Below are 19200 nucleotides of genomic sequence, written 5' to 3' on the forward strand. Positions count from 1 at the left end.
TTCGATCTCAAGGGCTATACGCACATGAAACCCCTCATTATCGGTATCGCCGGTGGAACCGGCTCAGGCAAAACTACCCTGACTAACTCCCTGCTTGAAAAGTTTGACGGTCAGGTGGGTGTGATTTATCACGATAACTACTACAAGCGCAACGACCACCTCACCTACGAGCAGCGCTGCCTGCTGAACTACGATGCGCCCGAAGCCTTCGATAATGATCTTCTAGTGACCCACCTCAAGGCTCTCATCGAGGGTCAGACCATCGAGACCCCTGTCTACGATTTTGCGGATCACAACCGGTCAGATGAGACTCTCATCGTTGAACCCCAGCCCATCATCATCCTCGAGGGCATCCTAATTTTTGCTGAGCCCGAAATTCGCGACCTGTGCGATATCAAGCTATTTGTTGATACTGATGCCGATGTGCGCATCCTGCGCCGCCTGCGCCGCGATGTCATTGAGCGCGGCCGCACCATCGAGTCGGTTGAGGCCCAGTACCTCACTACCGTCAAACCCATGCATGAGCTACACGTAGAGCCCTCTAAGCGCCACGTAGACATGATTATTCCCGAGGGAGTCAACGTGGTTGCTCTCGATATGCTGTTCCACCGTATTACCGGCCAGATTGGCACTCAGGCGAACCAGTCCTAGCTACCGCTACAGGTAGTTGTTGCTGTCAGCTGACTTCCTTACCTGTGCTACCTTTATTCGCCTGCCTACCGTCAAAAAGGGGCCCACTTCCAAAGAAGTGGGCCCCCTATTTCTGTATGGGCCTCTGTTGCGCCAGCGCCACAGTACCCTTTTACTGCTTGCCGGCCTTGAGGGCTGCTAGGCGGGCTTCGAGCTCTGACTGGCGGCCGAGTTCTTCAAGGTCGTTGAACTGGGCATCGAGGGAGGACGCCGCGAGCTCCTGCTGGCCGCGCACGCGGGCTTCTTCGCGGCGCACCTTGTCTTCGAAGCGGGAGATTTCGCTGGTGGGGTCCATGACGTCAAAGGCCTTGAGGGCGTCGTTGACCTGGGACTGGGCAGCGGCTGACTTCTGGCGGGCTACGAGTTCATCGCGCTTACGCTTGATTTCGTTCAGCTTCTCCTTCATCTGGGTCAGACCGGTCTTGAGCTGTTCAACCACGGCGGTCTGAGACTCAATCTGGGGCTTGATCGCTGAAGCTTCGTTCTCTGCCTGCATCTGGCGGCCCAGGGCGATTTTGGCCAGGTTATCGAACTTGTCGGCGTTGGCGGTGTCGCCGGCGGCGCGGAACTCGTCGGCCTTGTTGGAGGCTGCCAGGGCCTTAGCACCCCATTCGCCTGCTTCGCGCAGGTCTTCGGCGTGGTCTTCTTCGAGCATGCGCAGGTTGCCGATGGTCTGGGCGACAGCCTGTTCTGCTTCGGCGATGTTGTTGGTGTAGTCGCGCACCATCTGATCGAGCATCTTCTGGGGGTCTTCAGCGGCGTCAATCAGGGCGTTGATGTTGGCCTTGGTGAGCTGGGCGATGCGGCTGAAAATGGTCTGCTTAGCCATGAGGGTACCTTTCGGTGGGTGGGGAAAGCATGAGCGGGCTTGCTGTGCCTTCTTTTATTCTGTCAAGGCTTGGGGCAGATGGTGGTCTGCCACACCTTGTGGTTACTACGTTGTCAGCGAAAACTAAGCCTGTGCACAGGCAGGGGGCTGTGTGCGAGCAAGAGGAGAGAGGCGGACGGACGCCGGTGGGCTAGAAGTTGCCCCCGGCACCTCCGCCGTCGCCCCAGCTGCCTCCACCGCCGAAGCCTCCGCCAAAGGTGCCACCGCCCATACCGCCGCCAAAGCCGCCTGAGCCAAATCCACCTGACCCGAAGCCGCCGCCGGAGCTGTGGTTGCTGCCCCCGAGTAGGGTGCCGAGCAGGATGCCGCCCAGCATAGCTGAGTTGTAGTTGCCGCTACCGGAGTAGCCGTTGCGCTGGTTGAAGCGGTCCACATCGGAGCGGGCGATGCGCTGGGCTTCCCCTGCGAGGCGGATAGCGTCGTTGGCATGGGAGAGGGCTGAAATTGGTTCGCTGTGCTGGAGCTGCTGGGCTTCGGTGAGGTGGCGCTCTGCCTCGCGGAGGCGGGTGCGGGCTTCGGATTTTACGCCGCCTCGTCGTGCCCAGACGTATTCGCTGGCTGACGATACCTGGGCCTGGGCGGATACCAGAGTATGGCCCAGGGTTTCACGGGCGCTGCGCTCTTGTTCGTGGGTTTGGCGCACCGCATCGAGGGCAGTGTCTAGGTCTGACCGTACTTCGTGGAGCCGCTGGTTGAGCAGGTAGGGGTCAATCAGTCCGGCGGAGCGTTCGGCTCGAATCTGGCCGAGCACGGCCTGAACCCCGGCGGCAGCACCGGAGAGCTGGCTGCTGCTGCCCGCTCCGCTGCGGGCCAGCTCCTGGGCCTGGGCAACGTCGCGATCAGCTAAAATCAGGGCATTATCGAGTGAGGCTGCCATCTTGCCCAGGTCGGTTTCGGCGTGGTGGACCGACTCGAGCAGGCCCCTGGCCTGGCCCAGGGCTTCTTCACCCGCGCGCAGGGCGAGAATGGCCTGGCTTCGCTGGGTGCCTAGCAAGTCTTCTGCCTCCTTGGCCTCTTGCCGAGCAAAATCTAGGCGGGCCTGGGCCTCACTGATGTTATCTGCCACCGCCCCGAAGGCGCTGGGGGAGTAGAGGGTACCGAGGCGGTCGAGGGTTGCCTGGGCGGCGGGAAAGAGCGGTGCTGCTGAGGCTATGCCCTGGTTGAGGGTGGCGAGAGCCTGGGGTGCTGTTTCTTCGAGCTTGCGCAGGTTGGTGAAGTTGGCAACCTGCTCGTTGAGGGCCTTCTGGGCGTCCTCGGTGCGGGCAAGAATCTCGTTCAGCCAGGCCCGTTGGTCAGCTTCGGTATCGGGGATTTCATCGTCCAGCTGTTTTTGTAGCTGGAAGGAGCGCTGCATGTGGTTCTTAGCCGCCTCGATGGCAGCCAGGAAGGGTTTGACCTCGTCATCACCATACTGTAGCCGGGCGAACTCAACCTCCTGCTGGGAGTGGGCGATGGCGTCATCGGTAGCGACCAGCTGGGCACCTGCCCGGGTACGCAGCTCTTCGATAGAGGGCAGGGGCTGGGATGAGCTAGGTTGCCCGCTGCGGCTGCCACCGGTGTTTTTACGCGCGGACGCCCGTGAGCGGCTAAAAGCCCAGGCCCCGCCGCCAGCGACGGTGGCTACACCTAGGAGGGTAGCGCCACCCACGAGCGCCCCCGACGTACCTGATGCCACTGAACCAGAACCGAGTTCAGACTCGATACCGGTGACCGCAGCCAGCGCAGCGGCCTCGTAGTCGGATTTCGCTAGCTCAGGGTAGATGTAATCCTGATAAATCTTTTCCTGCTGACTGGTAGAAAGGACCGAGGTAGAGCCCGCCATAAAGTAGGCCTGACGGGCTTCGGTAGCGATGACCAGTACTACGTCGTTGGTGCCCATATTGTTGAGGGTGGCAAAGTCTCTGGTCCACTCTGAAGAAGAGCTCGGGCTTTCAAACTGATCAATAGTTACAACAAAGAGGTTGACCTGTTTGTCACTGGCAAGCTGGCTGATGGCGTCCTCTAGCGAACTGGTGTCCCCTAGAACCGAGGTGGTGTCGCTGACCCGAACCCCGGCGTCCAAATCGTAGGGAGCCGCTGCCAGGGCAGCGGGCGATACTCCCAGCGCCAAAGCAAGGGCAAGCAGGGCAGTGGTGGCAGGTTTGCGTGACATGGGGTCTCTCTTCTAGAGGTCAGCGGTACTTGAGCACTATTGTAGCCCCGCTCACCCCGCTCTCTTTTGAGGTAGCTGACGGCGTTCACCCTCAGCTCAGGGCGATGTGCTCATCAGCTTTATGTACAGCAAACACACAGCTTTGCTTCATCTCTAACACAGACCTATAGCGCATAGTGGGAGCTAAGAAAACACCGCAGGTGCACCTCTTGAACAGGTGCCCACATCAAAAGATCTCGAAAGAAAGCTGCTTGAGATGTCACAGAACTCATGGGAACCCACTCCCGATTCGTCGTCCGCTGATCGTACCGTTCCTATGAACCAGCAGCAGGTAGCGGCCTCCGCCGCGGGCGCCTCCAGCCAGGACGACCCCACCACCGCTTTTGCTGCCCAGCAGGCTCCTGCCGCCGGGGCCTACGCCTACGCAGGCGCTGCCGCCGGTGCTGCCTACACCGGTGACTACGCTGTTCCTACCGGCCAGCCCGAACAGAACAAGGGCAAGCACGCAACCCGCACCGTCCTAGCAGCAGCTGCTATCGCTGCCCTGGTCGGTGGCGGTATCGGCGGTGGGGTAGTAGCCGCAACTTCCATCGGTTCAGCCTCAAACATCACAACCACCAGCTCGGGCACCACCATCGTCAATAACACCGACTCCGTCAACGCTGTTACCGCTGCTGCTGCCAAGGCAACCCCCTCCACTGTCACCATCGCAGCCACCTCATCGAACGCGTCCGGCTCCGGCTCCGGCGTTATTCTCGATGCTGAGGGGCACATCCTCACCAACACCCACGTGGTCACCCTCGACGGGGCCACCGCTAACGCCGCCATTGAAGTTCAGCTGGCCGATGGTAGCGTTCGCTCCGCTACCGTGGTCGGCACCGACCCCACCAGCGACCTGGCCGTCATTAAGCTCGATAGCACCAGTGGCCTGACCCTCACACCCGCTACCCTGGGCGACTCTGATGCCCTGAATGTTGGCGATACCACCGTAGCCATCGGTGCACCCCTGGGACTGTCTAACACCGTGACCACCGGTATCGTCTCGAACCTGGTACGAACAATCGAGGTAGCCTCATCGGCAGCCGATGAATCCACTAGCGACTCCGGCAGCAGCACCACCGACCCCTTCGGCAGCTCGCCCTTCCAGTTTGAGATTCCCGGCCAGCAGAGTCAGAGCACCACCTCAAGCTCCACTATCGCCATCAACGTCATCCAGACCGATGCTGCGGTAAACCCCGGGAACTCCGGCGGCGCCCTCATCAACTCCAACGGTGAAGTAATCGGTATCAACGTGGCTATTGCCTCCACCGACTCATCCAGCACCTCCACCAGCGGCAACATCGGTGTTGGCTTCGCTATCCCCATCAACTACGCCAAGCGGGTAGCCCAGGAAATCATCGATAACGGTTCAGCCACCCACGGCATGCTGGGAGCTACCGTCTCCACCTCACCCGCCAACAACGACTCATCCGAAGCCTTCGGCGACGGTGCCCTGATTCAGGAAGTTACCAGCGGCGGTGCAGCCCAAGCCGCCGGCCTGAAGTCAGGCGATGTTGTCACCGCTGTTGACGGGCGCAGCATCAGTGAGGCAGCCGAGCTGACCGCCGCCGTCCGCCAGGCAGCAGCAGGGGACACCGTTACCCTTACCGTTGAGCGCAACGGCTCAACCCAGCAGGTCACCGTGACCCTGGGCGACGCCGCTAACAGCTAGCGATACATCTCTTTCATAAAAGGCTCTGCAGGCTCACGCTCGCTGTGAGCCTGCAGAGCCTTTTTGTGACTAAATTGCTCCACCTGCAAAGCCGTGCTGGCGCCAGGCCTCAAACACCGCAATCGAGGCGCTATTAGCCAGGTTGAGGGAGCGGCGGCCCGGAACCATCGGGATCTTGACCCGCTGGGTAACGTGCGGGTCGTTCTGTACATGCTCGGGCAGCCCGACCGACTCGGGGCCAAACATGAGCACATCCCCCTCTTGATAGTCAATATCAGCGAAGTTAGTGGTGGCCGTGGTGGTAAAAGCAAAGACGCGGGCCGGGGCTAGGGCCTCCCAAGCGTCCTCGAGGGTCTCGTGCACGGTCATGACCGCCAGGTCATGGTAGTCGAGGCCAGCCCGGCGCAGGTTAGCGTCCTCAAAGTTAAAACCTAAGGGCTTGACCAGGTGCAGCTCTGCGCCGGTGATAGCTGCAAGGCGAATCGCGTTACCGGTATTGCCGGGAATTTCAGGAGTATAAAAAAGAATCTTGAACACCCCAACAGTTTACGCGCCCGCCGCGAAATAAAAGCGCGATGGGAGCTGTTGAGAGGGTGAAGCAGTCCATAGCCTGCCCCAAGAGCGGGGGAGTATGATGGAAGGCTGAATTGTTTTGACCAATCGCCACGGAAAGGCCAGCGCCCATGCCCCGGGTCTACCTGGACCACGCCGCCACTACCCCCATGCTCCCTCAGGCTATCGACGCCGTGGTGGAGCAAATGAAAATTGGCGGCAACCCCTCGTCCCTGCATTCAGCGGGCCGCTCTGCTCGCGCTACCGTCGAGTACGCCCGCGAACGTATCGCGCGGGTTGCCGGCTGCGACGCCGCCGAGATTATCTTTACCTCCGGTGGTACCGAGGCAGATAACCTGGCGATCAAGGGGCTCTACTGGAAACGCCGCGAAGCCAATCCGGCTGCGACCCGCATTGTTGTTTCGGGTATCGAACACCACGCGGTGGGCGATGCCGTGGAGTGGCTGCAGGCCCACGAGGGTGCTGAGGTCGTGTGGGTAGCTCCGGACGCCAGCGGTGTAGTCAGCGCCGAAGCGGTTCGACAGGCGGTGGGCGAGAGCCCTGAGACGGTTGCCCTGGTGACCGTCATGTGGGCCAACAACGAGGTGGGCACCGTGCAGCCCGTCGCAGAAATCGCTGCGGTAGCTGCAGAATTTGGGATTCCCTTTCATACGGATGCCGTCCAGGCTTTTGGCACCCTGCCGGTGAGCTTCAAGGAATCCGGCGCCACCACCATGGCGATTTCAGCCCACAAAATTGGCGGGCCCATGGGAATCGGCGCCCTCATCGCCACCCGCAGCGCCCAGCTCATGCCCGTACTCCACGGCGGCGGGCAGGAACGCTCCGTGCGCTCAGGAACCATTGACGCCGCCTCCATCGCGGGCTTTGGAGCAGCAGCTGCCGAAGCAGGGCAAAACCTGCTCGCCGAAGCAGGCCGTCAGGCCGAGCTGCGGGACCGCCTGATCGAGGGCGTCCTAGCAGCTGTTCCCGAAGCCCAGCTGCGCGGGGCCGCCCCCGAAAGCGCCCAGGACCGGGTAACCGGCACCTTCAACCGCCTGCCCGGCAACGCCCACTTCACCTTTCCCGGGTGCGAGGGGGACTCCCTGCTCTTCCTGCTCGATATGGCAGGGGTGGAGTCGTCCACCGGCTCAGCCTGCAACGCCGGGGTGCCCCGCCCCTCTCACGTCCTGCTGGCTATGGGTCTGAGCGAGGACGAGGCCCGCGGCGCCCAGCGCTTCACCCTGGGGCACACCAGCACCGAGGACGATGTCACCGCCCTGCTCACTGCCCTCCCCGACGCCTGGGCCCAAGCTAAAAAGGCAGGTATGGCGGGCCACGCCCCGGACGCCGCTCGCTGGAACTGAACCCGGCTGGGCGAGGGCAGGACGCGGCTGACCGACCGCTGGGACATGAGGGCAGGACGGCGGGCCGGGCAGGCACCTGGCCGCGACCCTCTCGGGACTCGCGCGGGGCGCTCACCCGATTCACGCCAGCCCCGAGCCAGCGGCCAGGGTTGCCTGCCCGCCCCACTGCCCAAACCCACCGCCCAAAAACTTCAACTAATACTGAATGTAGGACTAAAACCATGAAAATTCTTGCTGCTATGAGCGGTGGCGTGGACTCGGCCGTTGCCGCCGCCCGCGCCGTTGAGGCCGGCCACGAGGTGGTCGGCGTGCACCTGGCGCTCTCCCGCATGCCCGGCACCCTGCGCACCGGCTCCCGCGGCTGCTGCACCATCGAGGACTCCATGGACGCCCGCCGGGTCTGCGACCAGCTGGGAATTCCCTTCTACGTCTGGGACTTCTCCGAGCGGTTCAAGGAGGACGTGGTCGATGACTTTATCTCCGAGTACGAGCGCGGCCGCACCCCCAACCCCTGCATGCGCTGCAACGAGAAGATCAAGTTCGCGGCCCTGCTGGAGAAGGCCGTGGCCCTGGGCTTTGATGCGGTAGTGACCGGCCACTATGCCAAGGTCATTACGGACGAGAACGGCAACCGGGAGCTGCACCGCGCAGCGACCTGGGCCAAGGACCAGTCCTATGTTCTGGGTGTGCTGACCCACGAGCAGCTCAAGCACGCCTGGTTCCCCCTGGCCGATACCCCCTCCAAGGACGAGGTGCGCGCGGAGGCCGCCGAACGCGGCTTCTCGGTAGCTAAGAAGCCCGACTCTTACGACATCTGCTTTATTCCCGAGGGCGATACCCGCGAGTGGCTCGAAGAGCACATCGACATGACCGAGGGCGATATCAAGGACACGGACGGACGCGTGCTCGGCAAGCACCGCGGCTCCCAGGCCTTTACCGTGGGACAGCGCAAGGGCCTGGCTATTGGGCACCCTGCCCCCGACGGTAAGCCCCGCTTCGTGCTAGAAATCCGCCCCAAGACCAACGAGGTCATCGTGGGCGGTAAGGACCTACTCGAAATCGACGAGATTCGCGGTATCCGCGAAACCTGGGCCGGTCTACCCGTAGAGGAAGCTGCAGCCTTCCTGGCCGAAGAGCCTGTAGAAGGTGCCCGCTCGGCGTCCTTCGACGTCACCGCCCAGGTACGAGCCCACGCAGACCCCGTTCCCTCGACCGCCCACCTGGAATGGGTAATTGACGATGAAGCCGCTGAGCCCGGGGCTCTGCGCCTGGAAACCGTGGTGCGCCTGCACGAGAAACTGCGCGGTGTGGCTCCTGGCCAGACCATGGTGATTTACCAGGGCACCCGCGTGCTGGGCCAGTCCACCATCGCCCGCGCCTACAGCCTCGACCGGGCTGACATCACCGCTAACTAGGTAAGGTTGTGCAGGCTCGCGCTCGCTGCTGAACCTTTTGAAGCTTCTACACCCGGATAAGTCCACAGGGTGAAATCTGTGGGCTTGCCCCTGCAAACAGTACCTGAGGTTTTTAGACTAAACACATGAACACAACTCCGAAGGCCCACGACGTGCAGGCCCACGCTGACTTCGATACCCGTGCCACTTCGATGGCTGGGGTCCACCCGGCCGTCCTGGAAGAACTTTTCACTATGCGTCAGACCATCGACAACATGGACGCAGCCCTGGTGCATATTCTTGCTGAGCGTTTCCGCGCGACCCAGCGCGTCGGCCACCTCAAGGCTGAGCATTCTCTGCCGGCGGGGGACCCGGGGCGGGAGGAAGCCCAGATTAAGCGCCTGCGCTCGCTGGCTGAAGCTGCCCACCTTGACCCGGAGTTTGCCGAGAAGTTCCTGAACTTCATTATTTCTGAGGTTATAAGACACCACGAGAAGATTGCGGCTGAGGCCGAACAGAAGTCCTAGCCGCTCAACTGTCAGTCTGCAATGCTACAGCCACCGGTAGGTGGCAGAAAGAGTTCCCTATGCCTGTATCGAGGCCTGCTCGTCCTGCCCTCTACCTGCCGACTGACGCCGAAATGCTGGCTGCCCGCAAGGACTTAGAGAGCCCGCTGACCTTTGAGGAGCACCTGACGGTTGGGGCTACCGGCCTTGGCCCCTGGGCTGGGAGCGATGTGCTTGATGCGGTGACCCGTATCCGCGGTGAGCTGGGGGAGCCCCATATTAGTTACCTGCCGGAGCTGGCCGACCGGGGCTACCGGGCAACCCTGCTGGCACGGTCTATCGCGGCCCTGGAAGGGCTGAGCGCGGACGGCACCGCCGCGGGTTGGCGGCTCACGGGCGGCTACGCTGCTGAGGGGGATGCCGCCAGGTCGCTCTTGGAATCTGATATCAATATCCTGGCGGACGTCGTGGGGAAGGAAAGCGGGGCTGCCCCCGGAACCATCAAGCTGCGTCTGCTGGGGCCGCTGAGTCTAGCTGCCAGTACCTACTTGAGCAGTGGCGAGCGCGTCCTCTCAGATTATGGTGCCCGACGCGATGTTGCTGAGGCCCAGCGGGCTGGTTTTCACGGTGTGGTGAAGCTGCTGCGGCAGGCTGTGCCCGGTGCGCAGGTGCTGGTGCAGGTAGAAGAGCCTCTGCTGGTTGAGGTGGCGGCAGGGCAGTTGCCGACCTCTAGTGGCTACCGTACCCTGCGGGCTGTGCCGCGTCATGAGCTGGTGGCCCTGTTGGGGGCCCTACACGAGGAGCTAGAGGATTTGGGCGCTCAGGTAGTCACCCGTACTGATTATGTGAAGTTACACCCCGAGGTGAGGGCTACGCTTGCTAGCCCCCTGCTGTCGATGGCGGGCCAGCCCACCTCAGCGTGGGAGGCACTGGCACCCCATCTAGAAGCTGAGAAGGGGCTTTACCTAGAGGTTGTTGATCCGTTGGTCCGGGTGCCTGCTGGCGATCTGGCTCGGGGGCTGTGGCGCACCTGGTCGGACCTTGGGTTGGGGAAGAAGCTTCTCAACCAGCTGGTGCTGACCGAAACCGGTAGCCTGGCCGACACTGATCCGCAGCGGGCTACCACGGTGCTGGGGCACCTGACTGAGATAGCCCGTGCCCTGTCTGAAATCGCGCAAGATGCCTAAACCGGCTTGCCACCTAACCCCGGTACACTAGGGGAAGGCCCATTGTGAACCTCACCAGGAGACCCACCGTGAAAGAAACCATTCTTGTAGTTGATGACGACGATGCCCTGTCAGAGATGGTGGGTATCGTGCTGGCGCAAGAGGGCTACGAGACGGTCTTCTGCGACGCCGGTGACCGTGCCTTTGAGGCTTTTGCCACCCACCACCCCGACCTGATTCTGCTGGACTTTATGCTGCCGGGTATGGACGGCATTGAGGTCTGCACCCAGATCCGCAGGGAATCTGACGTGCCTATCATCATGTTGACCGCCAAGGGCGATACAGAGGACGTGGTCAAGGGGCTAGAGGCAGGTGCTGATGACTACATGACCAAGCCCTTCAAGCCCGCTGAGCTGCTGGCCCGCGTCCGCGCCCGCCTGCGCCCGCGTGAAGACCGCCATAACGAACCTTTGCGCATCGGTAACCTCACCATTGACCTGGCGGGGCACACGGTCAGCCGCGAGGGTGAGAACATCCAGCTCACCCCTCTTGAGTTTGAACTTTTGGCGAACCTGGCCCGCCAGCCGGGCCAGGTCATGACCCGCGAGGCCCTGCTAGGCAATGTGTGGGGCTACGAAAAGACCGTAGATTCCCGCCTGGTCAACGTGCATATTCAGCGTCTGCGCGCCAAAATCGAACGTGACCCCGAAAACCCCGAAATCGTGCTGACCGTGCGCGGTGTGGGCTACAAGGCCGCGGCAGGCCAGCGCTAAACAGTGGCTGGTACTTCACCTCGCGCGTCCGCTCGGACTACCGCCCCCGCAGGCCCCTCCCGGGCCTACGGGCCCCTGGCCAGCGCCCGCAGGCTCTGGCAGCAGTCCCTACAGTTTCGCGCTGTGGTGGCAGCGGCCGGCCTTCTGCTGGTGGCCTTCATCTTTGTGGGGTCTTTTATCTCCCACCAGATTGCGAACTCCCTCTTCCGCGGCAACCTGGAACAGGCCCTCGAAGAGTCATCGGCCGGTTTTAGTAACGTGCAGACCCTTATCAATGGCTCTGACGCGACCGGCCGCACCGAGGTTCAACGCGATGTCTCTCGTTTCTTGACCGTGCTTGAGAGCAGTAGCGCCGATAGTAACCGCAACTGGGTGCTTATCAAGGACGTGAACGCCACCACCGATGGCTTTATTGTGGAGCAGGCCCAGAGTAGCGAGGTCACGGTCGGCGACGTGCCCGAAGCTCTAGCCCAGAGTGTGAGTGAAGGCACGGGCATATACTGGCAGTCCTCGAGTATTACCTCAGCGGACGGACGCCGCACCCCGGTTCTGGTGGTCGGCACTAGTATCTCTATACCCCAGAACCCCGACTACTCCCTGTACCTGATTTATGACCTGTCGACCTCGCAGGCGACCGTGCAGTACATCAACCTGGTGGTTTGGGTGGGCTTCGGCGTGCTTCTGGTCGTGGTGCTGACTATCGTGTGGATGATTGCCCGCTTCGTGATCCGCCCGATCAGTTCTACCGCTATCACCGCTGAGAAACTGGCAGCCGGTGACCTGGATCAGCGTGTGCTGGTACGCGGCCAGAATGAGACGGCGCGTCTGGGTATGTCTTTTAACCGTATGGCTGACTCCTTGCAGGACCAGATTTCTCGTCTTGAGAAGCTGTCGACCATGCAGCAGCGCTTTGTTTCTGACGTGTCGCACGAGCTGCGTACCCCGCTCACCACGGTGCGTATGGCAGCCGATATGCTGCACGATAACCGCGACAACATGGAGCCCCTCTACAAGCGCTCTACCGAGCTGCTCTATAACCAGGTGGACCGCTTCGATTCCCTGCTAGCCGACCTGCTCGAAATATCCCGCTTCGATGCCGGGTCTCAGACCCTCGATACGGTGTCGGTTGATTTTATGGCTGTGCTCGATGAGGTACTCAAGGCGGTTGAACCCCACCTGATGCGCACCAACACCAGTTTGACCGTGCACACCGACCACACCGAAATTATGGTCGATATGGACCACCGCCGTATCGAAAGAGTGCTACGCAACCTGCTGTTCAACGCCGTAGAGCACTCCGAGGGTCAGCCCATCGATGTATACGTGGATGCCACCGAAAGCACCCTGGGCGTTGCCGTGCGTGACCACGGTATCGGCCTGAGCCCCGAAGAAACCGAGCAGGTCTTCAACCGCTTCTGGCGGGCTGACACCTCCCGCAAACGTACCCTGGGCGGTACCGGCCTGGGGCTCTCTATCGCCGCCGAGGACGTCCGTCTGCACCAGGGTACCCTTGAAGCCTGGGGCATCAAGGGGCAGGGGGCCAGCTTCCGCATGACCATCCCCATTGACCAGGACGTGCCCATGGGCCCCTCCCCGGTCTTGCTGAGCGGCGAGCCGCTGCCCGCTCCGTCCGCTCCGGATACCGGTGCCACCCCGGCCGTGAACCCCGACGCCTCAAACCCCTCGGAGCCCACCGTTGAACCCTAACCTTTCCCGCCGGTCAGCTCTCGGCCTCGCCCTCAGCTCTCTTGCGACCCTCACCGCCTGCGCCGCTATTCCCACCGACGGCGAAGTCAACCACTACGCCGACCCTCAGGCTACGGGTAGCACCTCCACCAGCGGCAGCTCACCCGAAGGTCCTGCTCCCGGGGCCCGGCCCACCGAGATTATCGAGGGCTTCTTGCACGCCGGGGTAGGGGTGAAGGACGACTACAGCGTAGCCAGGCTCTACCTGACCGAAGACCTGGCCCAGTCCTGGAAGCCGGACGGGCGCACACTGGTCTACAACTCATCCTTCACCACGGCCTCCGTCAGCGACTCAAGCTACCTGGTCACCGTGCCCACGAGCACCCTGGTCGACAACCGGGGACTGGCTACCTCGTACACCACGGTGGCTGATACCGAAGTGGAATTCACCCTGCGCCAGGTCGACGGGGAGTGGCGCATCTCCTCCGCTCCCGACGGAACGGTGCTGAGCAGAAACGAATTCGCGGACGTCTTCAACCCCTTCACCCTCTACTTCTACGACCCTACCTACACCTACGCTGTGCCCGATGTGCGCTGGTTCGCCGAGCGCACCACGGTAGCTACCTCCCTGGTGAGGGTGCTCCTCGAGGGGCCGGCCCCCTACCTCACCGGGGCTGTTGTGACCGCTGTACCGGCCGATACCAGCCTGACCCGCAACTCCGTCCCCATCGAAAACGGGGTGGCTGACATCCAGCTCTCCGGGGGTACGTCTCTCACCGCAGCCAGCGCCCTCGAAACCGAGCGCCTACGCACCCAGCTCACCCAGACCCTCACCAACCTCGCCTCGGTCACCACGGTGCAGCTCACCATCAACGACCAGATCGTTGCGGCCCCCACCCTCGAGAACTACCGGGAACCGGCAGTCAACCCCGAAGCCGCCAGCAACATCGTGGGTATCGAAGATAACCGCCTGATTGCCCGGGCAGCCCTGGACGATACCGCCAGCCAGCAGACCATCGTAGAGACCTCGGCCCAGGCCCTCATTACCCTGCCTGCCATGAACTACACCCGTAACTACTACGCCTACACCAATACCGGGCAGAACGAGATTTGGCTGGCTAACTCCAACGGTGCCCGCTCGGTCTACCGGGGCACCCACGTGTTGGCCCCTTGCTTTGATCACCAGAACTGGTTGTGGGTGGGGGAGCAGGACGGCTCCGTGCGGGTTATCGCCGCAGGCCAGGAAGATAGTAGCGCTAAGGAGGTCACCAGCTGGACGGACGGGGAACTCCTGCACAGTATTTCTATCGCCCGTGACGGTAGCCGAGCTGTGTTGGTGACGTCATCTGTTGACGGAAGTAATTACGGGGCCTGGGTATCTGCTATCCGCCGATCGGCAGACGGCACCCCCACTGAGCTCCTTGACCCCGTACGACTGGGGGCAGACATGAGCCCACGGGGTGCAGAATGGGTCAGCGACGTTGAGGTCTTTCTCTGGAATAGCGATACCACCCAGACCGAGCTAGTTTCGTTGACCGGTGAAAATGCCCAGTACGATTCCCTGCAGGGCATTACCCGCATCGTTACGGGTAACGGTATCGACCAGGCAGTAGCTATGACCCGCGACGGTGGGCTCTATATCGTTGCGGGCCTGAGCTGGACCCGCATCGAAAGTAGTCTCAGCCAGATCAACTACTCTGGCTAGAAGATTGGTCCGGATAAGTTATCCCTATAGGTAGAGGCCCCACCGATGAGACGGCCATGCTGGGGTAATGACGTCCACCCACCCGAACCGAGTATCACTACCCGATATTCTCACCAGCTGGAAACAGACCACCGAGCTCATCTTTCCCAGGGTCTGTGCCAGCTGTCAGACCTTCGGGCCCAGCATGCTGGGCGCTGGCGCCCTCTGCCCTCTCTGCGATCAGCTGGTGCGTCTGGCTACCCTTAACCTGCAGACCACAACCCTGCCGGGTACCCGGCTACCGGTGGTGTCTGCCGGCCGCTACGAGCACGAGCTGGGGCGCTGCGTCCTTGCCTATAAGGACGCCGGCCGCACCGACCTGAGCCCTTACCTCGCTTCGGCTCTGGCCCGGGCCCTCACCTGCCTGTTAGAGCTGAGCGAGGGTGAGCTGGAGCCCGCGGAACCCATCTATCTGGTTCCCCTACCATCGAGCAGAGCTTCTGTCCGACGGAGAGGCTACGCCCCCGCACCACTCCTGGCCCGTGCAGTGCTGCCCCTGCTGCGCTCCCCGGTGCCGGTCAAGGTGGCGGACGCGCTCGCCCAGGTTCCTGCCTGGGCGAGGACATTGCCGGGGCAGCACAGAAGCAAAGCCCAAAAAACCCTGGGCATCGAAGAACGCTACCGGCAGATGCAGGGGAAGCTGAGGGTTGGCAAACCAGCCCTGCATCAGCTGGGACGCTACTACAGCCTAGAAGGCGCTACCTGCCTGCTGGTTGATGATGTCTTCACCACGGGGGCTTCTCTGCGCGAGGGGTACCGAGTGCTGTCACACCGGGGAGCCAGAGTGTTAGGCGGGGTAACTATCGCGTATGTTCCCAAGCGGCAGCGGTATAACACAGAGTGAGGTGGCGCACCAAAAATCTTACTCTTTCCTGCGAAATGAACCGTAAAAGCCTTAAAAAAATGACTTAGGCCACAAAACGGCGTAGAGTTGCGTTAAGGAATCCACAAGACAGATTCCCCAATACCCGGCAGTCACAGGGTCGGGTATTCACCCCCTGAGAATGGAGGGAATTGTGGAACTCAACATCACCGGCCGCAACGTCAAAGTAAGTGAACGTCTGCAGGAATACGTTGAAAGTAAGATCACCAAGTTCGAAGCTCTAGGTGACAACGTAACTGACATCGAAGTCAAGTTCACCAAGGAAGGCCAAAACGGCCCCGCGGCTATCCGAGTGGAAATCACCGTTATCGGCCGTGGCCCTGTGCTCCGAGCAGAAGCAACCGGTCAAGATAAGTTCGCAGTTTTCGACGAAACCTATGGCAAGCTCCTAGAACGCCTCCGTCGCGCTCGTGACCGCCGCAAGACCCGTCGTGCAGGGGGCAAGCACCCCGTTTCGGTCTCAGAAGCAACCGGCTCACTGCCCGTTATCAGCGACCAGGTCTCCCTCACCGAAATTCAGACCGAAGACCTACCCGTCGAAGAGGCGGCTTTCGCTGGAGAATACGACCTGCACGAAGAGGCAGATTCACCCATCGAAATCCGCCAGAAGACATTCCCCGCTGATTACCTGACCCCTGAAGAGGCAGTTGACCGTATGGAGCTGGTTGGCCACGACTTCTTCCTCTACGTCGATAAGGCAACCGGATCCCCCGCAGCGGTCTACCGCCGCAAGGGCTGGTCCTACGGTGTGATTACCCTGGGTGAGGAATCCGCCTCATAAAATAACCGCAAACTATTAGACCCCCTGCTCTTTCTACCGGCATTCGGTGGAGAAGAACTGGGGGTCTTCTTTGTGCTCACCCGGTGGTGGGGAGCGTCCTCTATTGAGTTTTTCCACCAAACGCTCTGCAGTTTCAAGCCCAGAGGTGAACGTTCCCAGCGCACCGGGGGACTAAACTAGAATAGAGTGAGCACGGTGGGCTCACCCTGCCCGCCCCCTATCAAACCAATCAAGGAGCAAACTTCAGTGGCATCTCTCTTGGAAAAGCTACTCCGCAGCGGAGACCAAAAAGTCCTCAAGCAGCTGCGTGCTTACACCGAAGCAGTGAACTCACTCGAAGACAGCTTTGTCGCTATGAGCGACGCCGAGCTACGCGCTGAGACCGACGCCTTCCGCAAGCGCGTTGAGGACGGCGAGTCACTGGACCTTCTGCTCCCCGAAGCTTTTGCTGTGGTCCGCGAAGCCTCAAAACGAACCCTGGGCAAGCGCCACTACGATGTGCAGCTCATGGGCGGCGCCGCCCTGCACCTGGGCAATATCGCCGAAATGAAAACCGGTGAGGGTAAGACCCTGGTCGCCACCGCCCCTGCCTACCTCAACGCCCTCTCCGGTAAGGGCGTGCACGTGGTCACCGTCAATGACTACCTGGCTGAGTACCAGGCTAACCTGATGGGCCGAGTCTTCCGTTTCCTGGGCATGGAGTCGGGCGTTATCCTGGCTAACCAGACCCCCGATGTGCGCCGTAAACAGTACGAAGCCGACATCACCTACGGTACCAACAATGAGTTCGGTTTCGACTACCTGCGTGACAACATGGCCTGGACCAAAGAGGAACAGGTACAGCGCGGGCACAACTTTGCCATCGTCGATGAGGTTGACTCTATTCTGATTGACGAGGCCCGTACCCCGCTGATTATTTCTGGCCCCGCCATGGGCGAAGCCAACCGCTGGTACGGCGAATTTGCCCGTATCGCCCGCACCCTGGTAGCCGGTGAAGACTACGAAGTCGATGAAAAGAAGCGCACCGTGGGCGTGCTCGAATCGGGTATCGATAAGGTCGAAGACCACCTGGGCATCGACAACCTCTACGAGTCACAGAACACCCCCCTGATCGGCTTCCTCAACAACGCTATTAAGGCCAAGGAACTCTTCAAGGGCAACAAGGACTACGTCGTAATGAACGGCGAAGTCATGATTGTCGATGAGCACACCGGCCGTATTCTGGCGGGTCGCCGCTACAATGACGGCATCCACCAGGCTATTGAGGCCAAGGAAGAGGTCGAGGTCAAGCCTGAAAACCAGACCATGGCGACCGTGACCCTGCAGAACTACTTCCGCATGTACGACAAGCTCTCGGGCATGACCGGTACCGCTGAGACCGAGGCCGCTGAGTTCATGAACACCTACGAGCTGGGTGTCGTGCCGATTCCGACCAACAAGGAAAAGCAGCGCATCGACCAGCCCGATAAGGTCTACAAGAACGAGATTGCCAAGTTCAACGCGGTGGTCAAAGATATCGAAGAGCGCCACGCTACCGGCCAGCCCGTTCTGGTAGGTACCACCAGCGTTGAGAAGTCTGAGTACCTCTCTAAGCTCCTGTCGAAGGCGGGCGTCCGCCACGAAGTTCTGAACGCTAAGAATAACGCCCGTGAAGCTGCCATCGTCGCTCAGGCTGGTCGCAAGGGTTCCGTTACCGTAGCAACCAACATGGCAGGCCGCGGTACCGATATCATGCTCGGTGGTAACCCCGAGTTCGAGGCCGTTGAGACCATGAAGGCCCTGGGTCTTGACCCTAACGAGAAGCCCGAAGAGTATGAGGCTAAGTGGCCCGAGGTGCTTGCCGCAGCGGAGCAGGCCTCTGCTGCCGAGCACGAAGAAGTCAAAGAACTCGGCGGTCTCTACGTGCTGGGCACCGAGCGTCACGAATCCCGCCGCATCGATAACCAGCTGCGCGGACGTTCGGGCCGCCAGGGCGACCCCGGCGAGTCCCGCTTCTACCTGTCACTGTCTGACGACCTGATGCGTCTCTTCAACGGCCAGGCAGCTGCCCGCCTGATGGCAGGTGCCCCCGACGATACCGCCCTGGAAGCAAAGATTGTTTCCCGCGTCATCGCCAACGCCCAGGGCCAGGTTGAGGCCCGCAACGCTGAGCAGCGCAAAAACGTGCTCAAGTACGACGATGTGCTCAACCGCCAGCGCGAGGCCATGTACAAGGACCGCGCTCAGATTCTGGCAGGCGATGATCTCAAGGAACAGATTGAGAAGTTCCGCACCGAGGTTATTACGTCCGCTATCGATGCCCAGGTGGGCGAGGGCCATGCCGAGGACTGGGACTTTGAGAAGCTCTGGGAGAACCTACGCACCATCTTCCCGGTTACCATTACCCCCGAAGACCTGGCTGAAGAAGCGGGCGACAAGACCAAGGTCACCCGCGACCAGATCGTCAAGGAAGTGCTGGCTGACGCTGAGATGCAGTACACCGAGCGCGAAGAGTCCGTGGGTGAGGACGCCATGCGCGAGATTGAGCGCCGCGTGGTGCTCTCGGTCATCGGTAAGCGCTGGCCTGAGCACCTCTACGAGATGGACTACCTCAAGGAAGGCATTGGCCTGCGCGCCATGGCCCAGCGTGATCCCCTGGTGGAATACCAGCGTGAGGGTTATGCCCTCTACCAGAGCATGATGGGCGGTATCCGTGAGGAGACCGTGTCGATGCTCTACAGTGTGGACCTGTCGAAGCAGCGCACCCAGCAGTCGAAGATTCAGCTGAAGATTCCTGCCCAGCCCAAGTTCCTGCAGTACTCAGCTCCCTCTGAGTCTGGTAAGACCGAGGTGCATACCGAGGCAGTGAACGACCGCAGCAATGAGCAGATTTCGATTCTGAACCAGCGCAAGAAGTAGTTCAGCATAAG

At 61.2% G+C, this 19200-nt stretch carries 15 protein-coding genes; 12 read left to right on the forward strand and 3 right to left on the reverse strand.

Annotated features, from left to right (window positions below):
• Nucleotides 1–24 precede the first annotated feature (24 nt).
• Complete coding sequence (gene udk, locus ACEE43_RS01120; RefSeq protein WP_237242745.1) at nt 25–651, forward strand: uridine kinase; 627 nt, start codon at nt 25–27, stop codon at nt 649–651.
• A 151-nt stretch (nt 652–802) separates the two neighbouring features.
• Here the strand turns inward: udk and ACEE43_RS01125 are convergent, their stop codons facing one another.
• Entirely contained in the window at nt 803–1519 is a 717-nt protein-coding gene (locus tag ACEE43_RS01125) for a PspA/IM30 family protein (RefSeq protein WP_237185818.1), read from the reverse strand.
• A gap of 190 nt (nt 1520–1709) precedes the next feature.
• Nucleotides 1710–3731, reverse strand: coding sequence for a TPM domain-containing protein (locus ACEE43_RS01130; RefSeq protein WP_449107952.1), 2022 nt, complete (start codon nt 3729–3731; stop codon nt 1710–1712).
• 256 nt (nt 3732–3987) lie between these two features.
• Here ACEE43_RS01130 and ACEE43_RS01135 point away from each other — a divergent pair, with 256 nt between their 5' ends.
• The gene (locus ACEE43_RS01135; RefSeq protein ID WP_449107953.1) at nt 3988–5442 is read left to right on the forward strand and encodes a S1C family serine protease; all 1455 of its coding nucleotides are present in this window, start codon (nt 3988–3990) and stop codon (nt 5440–5442) included.
• Nucleotides 5443–5511: 69 nt separating this feature from the next.
• Here the strand turns inward: ACEE43_RS01135 and ACEE43_RS01140 are convergent, their stop codons facing one another.
• Nucleotides 5512–5979, reverse strand: coding sequence for a tRNA (cytidine(34)-2'-O)-methyltransferase (locus ACEE43_RS01140; protein WP_237194408.1), 468 nt, complete (start codon nt 5977–5979; stop codon nt 5512–5514).
• Between the two features lie 146 nt (nt 5980–6125).
• On the opposite strand from ACEE43_RS01140, the gene ACEE43_RS01145 reads away from it, so the two are divergent.
• The 10 genes from ACEE43_RS01145 to secA all read left to right on the forward strand — a co-directional run bounded on the left by ACEE43_RS01145 (nt 6126) and on the right by secA (nt 19189).
• On the forward strand, nt 6126–7358 hold the full coding sequence (locus ACEE43_RS01145; protein ID WP_449107954.1) for a cysteine desulfurase family protein: 1233 nt from the start codon (nt 6126–6128) through the stop codon (nt 7356–7358).
• A gap of 221 nt (nt 7359–7579) precedes the next feature.
• On the forward strand, nt 7580–8773 hold the full coding sequence (gene mnmA, locus ACEE43_RS01150; protein WP_449107955.1) for a tRNA 2-thiouridine(34) synthase MnmA: 1194 nt from the start codon (nt 7580–7582) through the stop codon (nt 8771–8773).
• A 125-nt stretch (nt 8774–8898) separates the two neighbouring features.
• Nucleotides 8899–9279 (forward strand): chorismate mutase, encoded by a 381-nt coding sequence (locus ACEE43_RS01155; protein ID WP_449107956.1) that lies wholly within the window; start codon nt 8899–8901, stop codon nt 9277–9279.
• A 59-nt stretch (nt 9280–9338) separates the two neighbouring features.
• Nucleotides 9339–10445, forward strand: a complete 1107-nt coding sequence (locus ACEE43_RS01160; RefSeq protein ID WP_449107957.1) for a hypothetical protein — start codon at nt 9339–9341, stop codon at nt 10443–10445.
• 68 nt (nt 10446–10513) lie between these two features.
• Nucleotides 10514–11197 (forward strand): MtrAB system response regulator MtrA, encoded by a 684-nt coding sequence (mtrA, locus tag ACEE43_RS01165; protein WP_237209843.1) that lies wholly within the window; start codon nt 10514–10516, stop codon nt 11195–11197.
• A 3-nt stretch (nt 11198–11200) separates the two neighbouring features.
• Nucleotides 11201–12904: an MtrAB system histidine kinase MtrB gene (gene mtrB / locus ACEE43_RS01170; protein WP_449107958.1), complete on the forward strand. Its 1704-nt coding sequence runs from the start codon at nt 11201–11203 to the stop codon at nt 12902–12904.
• On the forward strand, nt 12894–14588 hold the full coding sequence (locus ACEE43_RS01175; RefSeq protein ID WP_449107959.1) for a GerMN domain-containing protein: 1695 nt from the start codon (nt 12894–12896) through the stop codon (nt 14586–14588). The genes mtrB and ACEE43_RS01175 overlap by 11 nt, the downstream gene beginning before the upstream one ends.
• Nucleotides 14589–14655: 67 nt before the next feature.
• Nucleotides 14656–15471 (forward strand): ComF family protein, encoded by an 816-nt coding sequence (locus ACEE43_RS01180; protein ID WP_449107960.1) that lies wholly within the window; start codon nt 14656–14658, stop codon nt 15469–15471.
• Between the two features lie 172 nt (nt 15472–15643).
• Nucleotides 15644–16291, forward strand: coding sequence for a ribosome hibernation-promoting factor, HPF/YfiA family (hpf, locus tag ACEE43_RS01185; RefSeq protein WP_431463860.1), 648 nt, complete (start codon nt 15644–15646; stop codon nt 16289–16291).
• A gap of 246 nt (nt 16292–16537) precedes the next feature.
• Entirely contained in the window at nt 16538–19189 is a 2652-nt protein-coding gene (secA, locus tag ACEE43_RS01190) for a preprotein translocase subunit SecA (protein ID WP_449107961.1), read from the forward strand.
• Nucleotides 19190–19200 lie beyond the last annotated feature (11 nt).

The sequence above is a fragment of the Rothia sp. 11254D007BW genome, from assembly GCF_053548195.1.

What these genes read in the sequence shown, in the direction of transcription:
- udk (WP_237242745.1), top strand. Translation starts at nt 25, where the DNA reads ATGAAACCCCTCATTATCGGTATCGCCGGTGGAACCGGCTCAGGCAAA.
- ACEE43_RS01125 (WP_237185818.1), bottom strand. Translation starts at nt 1,519, where the DNA reads ATGGCTAAGCAGACCATTTTCAGCCGCATCGCCCAGCTCACCAAGGCC.
- ACEE43_RS01130 (WP_449107952.1), bottom strand. Translation starts at nt 3,731, where the DNA reads ATGTCACGCAAACCTGCCACCACTGCCCTGCTTGCCCTTGCTTTGGCG.
- ACEE43_RS01135 (WP_449107953.1), top strand. Translation starts at nt 3,988, where the DNA reads ATGTCACAGAACTCATGGGAACCCACTCCCGATTCGTCGTCCGCTGAT.
- ACEE43_RS01145 (WP_449107954.1), top strand. Translation starts at nt 6,126, where the DNA reads ATGCCCCGGGTCTACCTGGACCACGCCGCCACTACCCCCATGCTCCCT.
- mnmA (WP_449107955.1), top strand. Translation starts at nt 7,580, where the DNA reads ATGAAAATTCTTGCTGCTATGAGCGGTGGCGTGGACTCGGCCGTTGCC.
- ACEE43_RS01155 (WP_449107956.1), top strand. Translation starts at nt 8,899, where the DNA reads ATGAACACAACTCCGAAGGCCCACGACGTGCAGGCCCACGCTGACTTC.
- ACEE43_RS01160 (WP_449107957.1), top strand. Translation starts at nt 9,339, where the DNA reads ATGCCTGTATCGAGGCCTGCTCGTCCTGCCCTCTACCTGCCGACTGAC.
- ACEE43_RS01180 (WP_449107960.1), top strand. Translation starts at nt 14,656, where the DNA reads ATGACGTCCACCCACCCGAACCGAGTATCACTACCCGATATTCTCACC.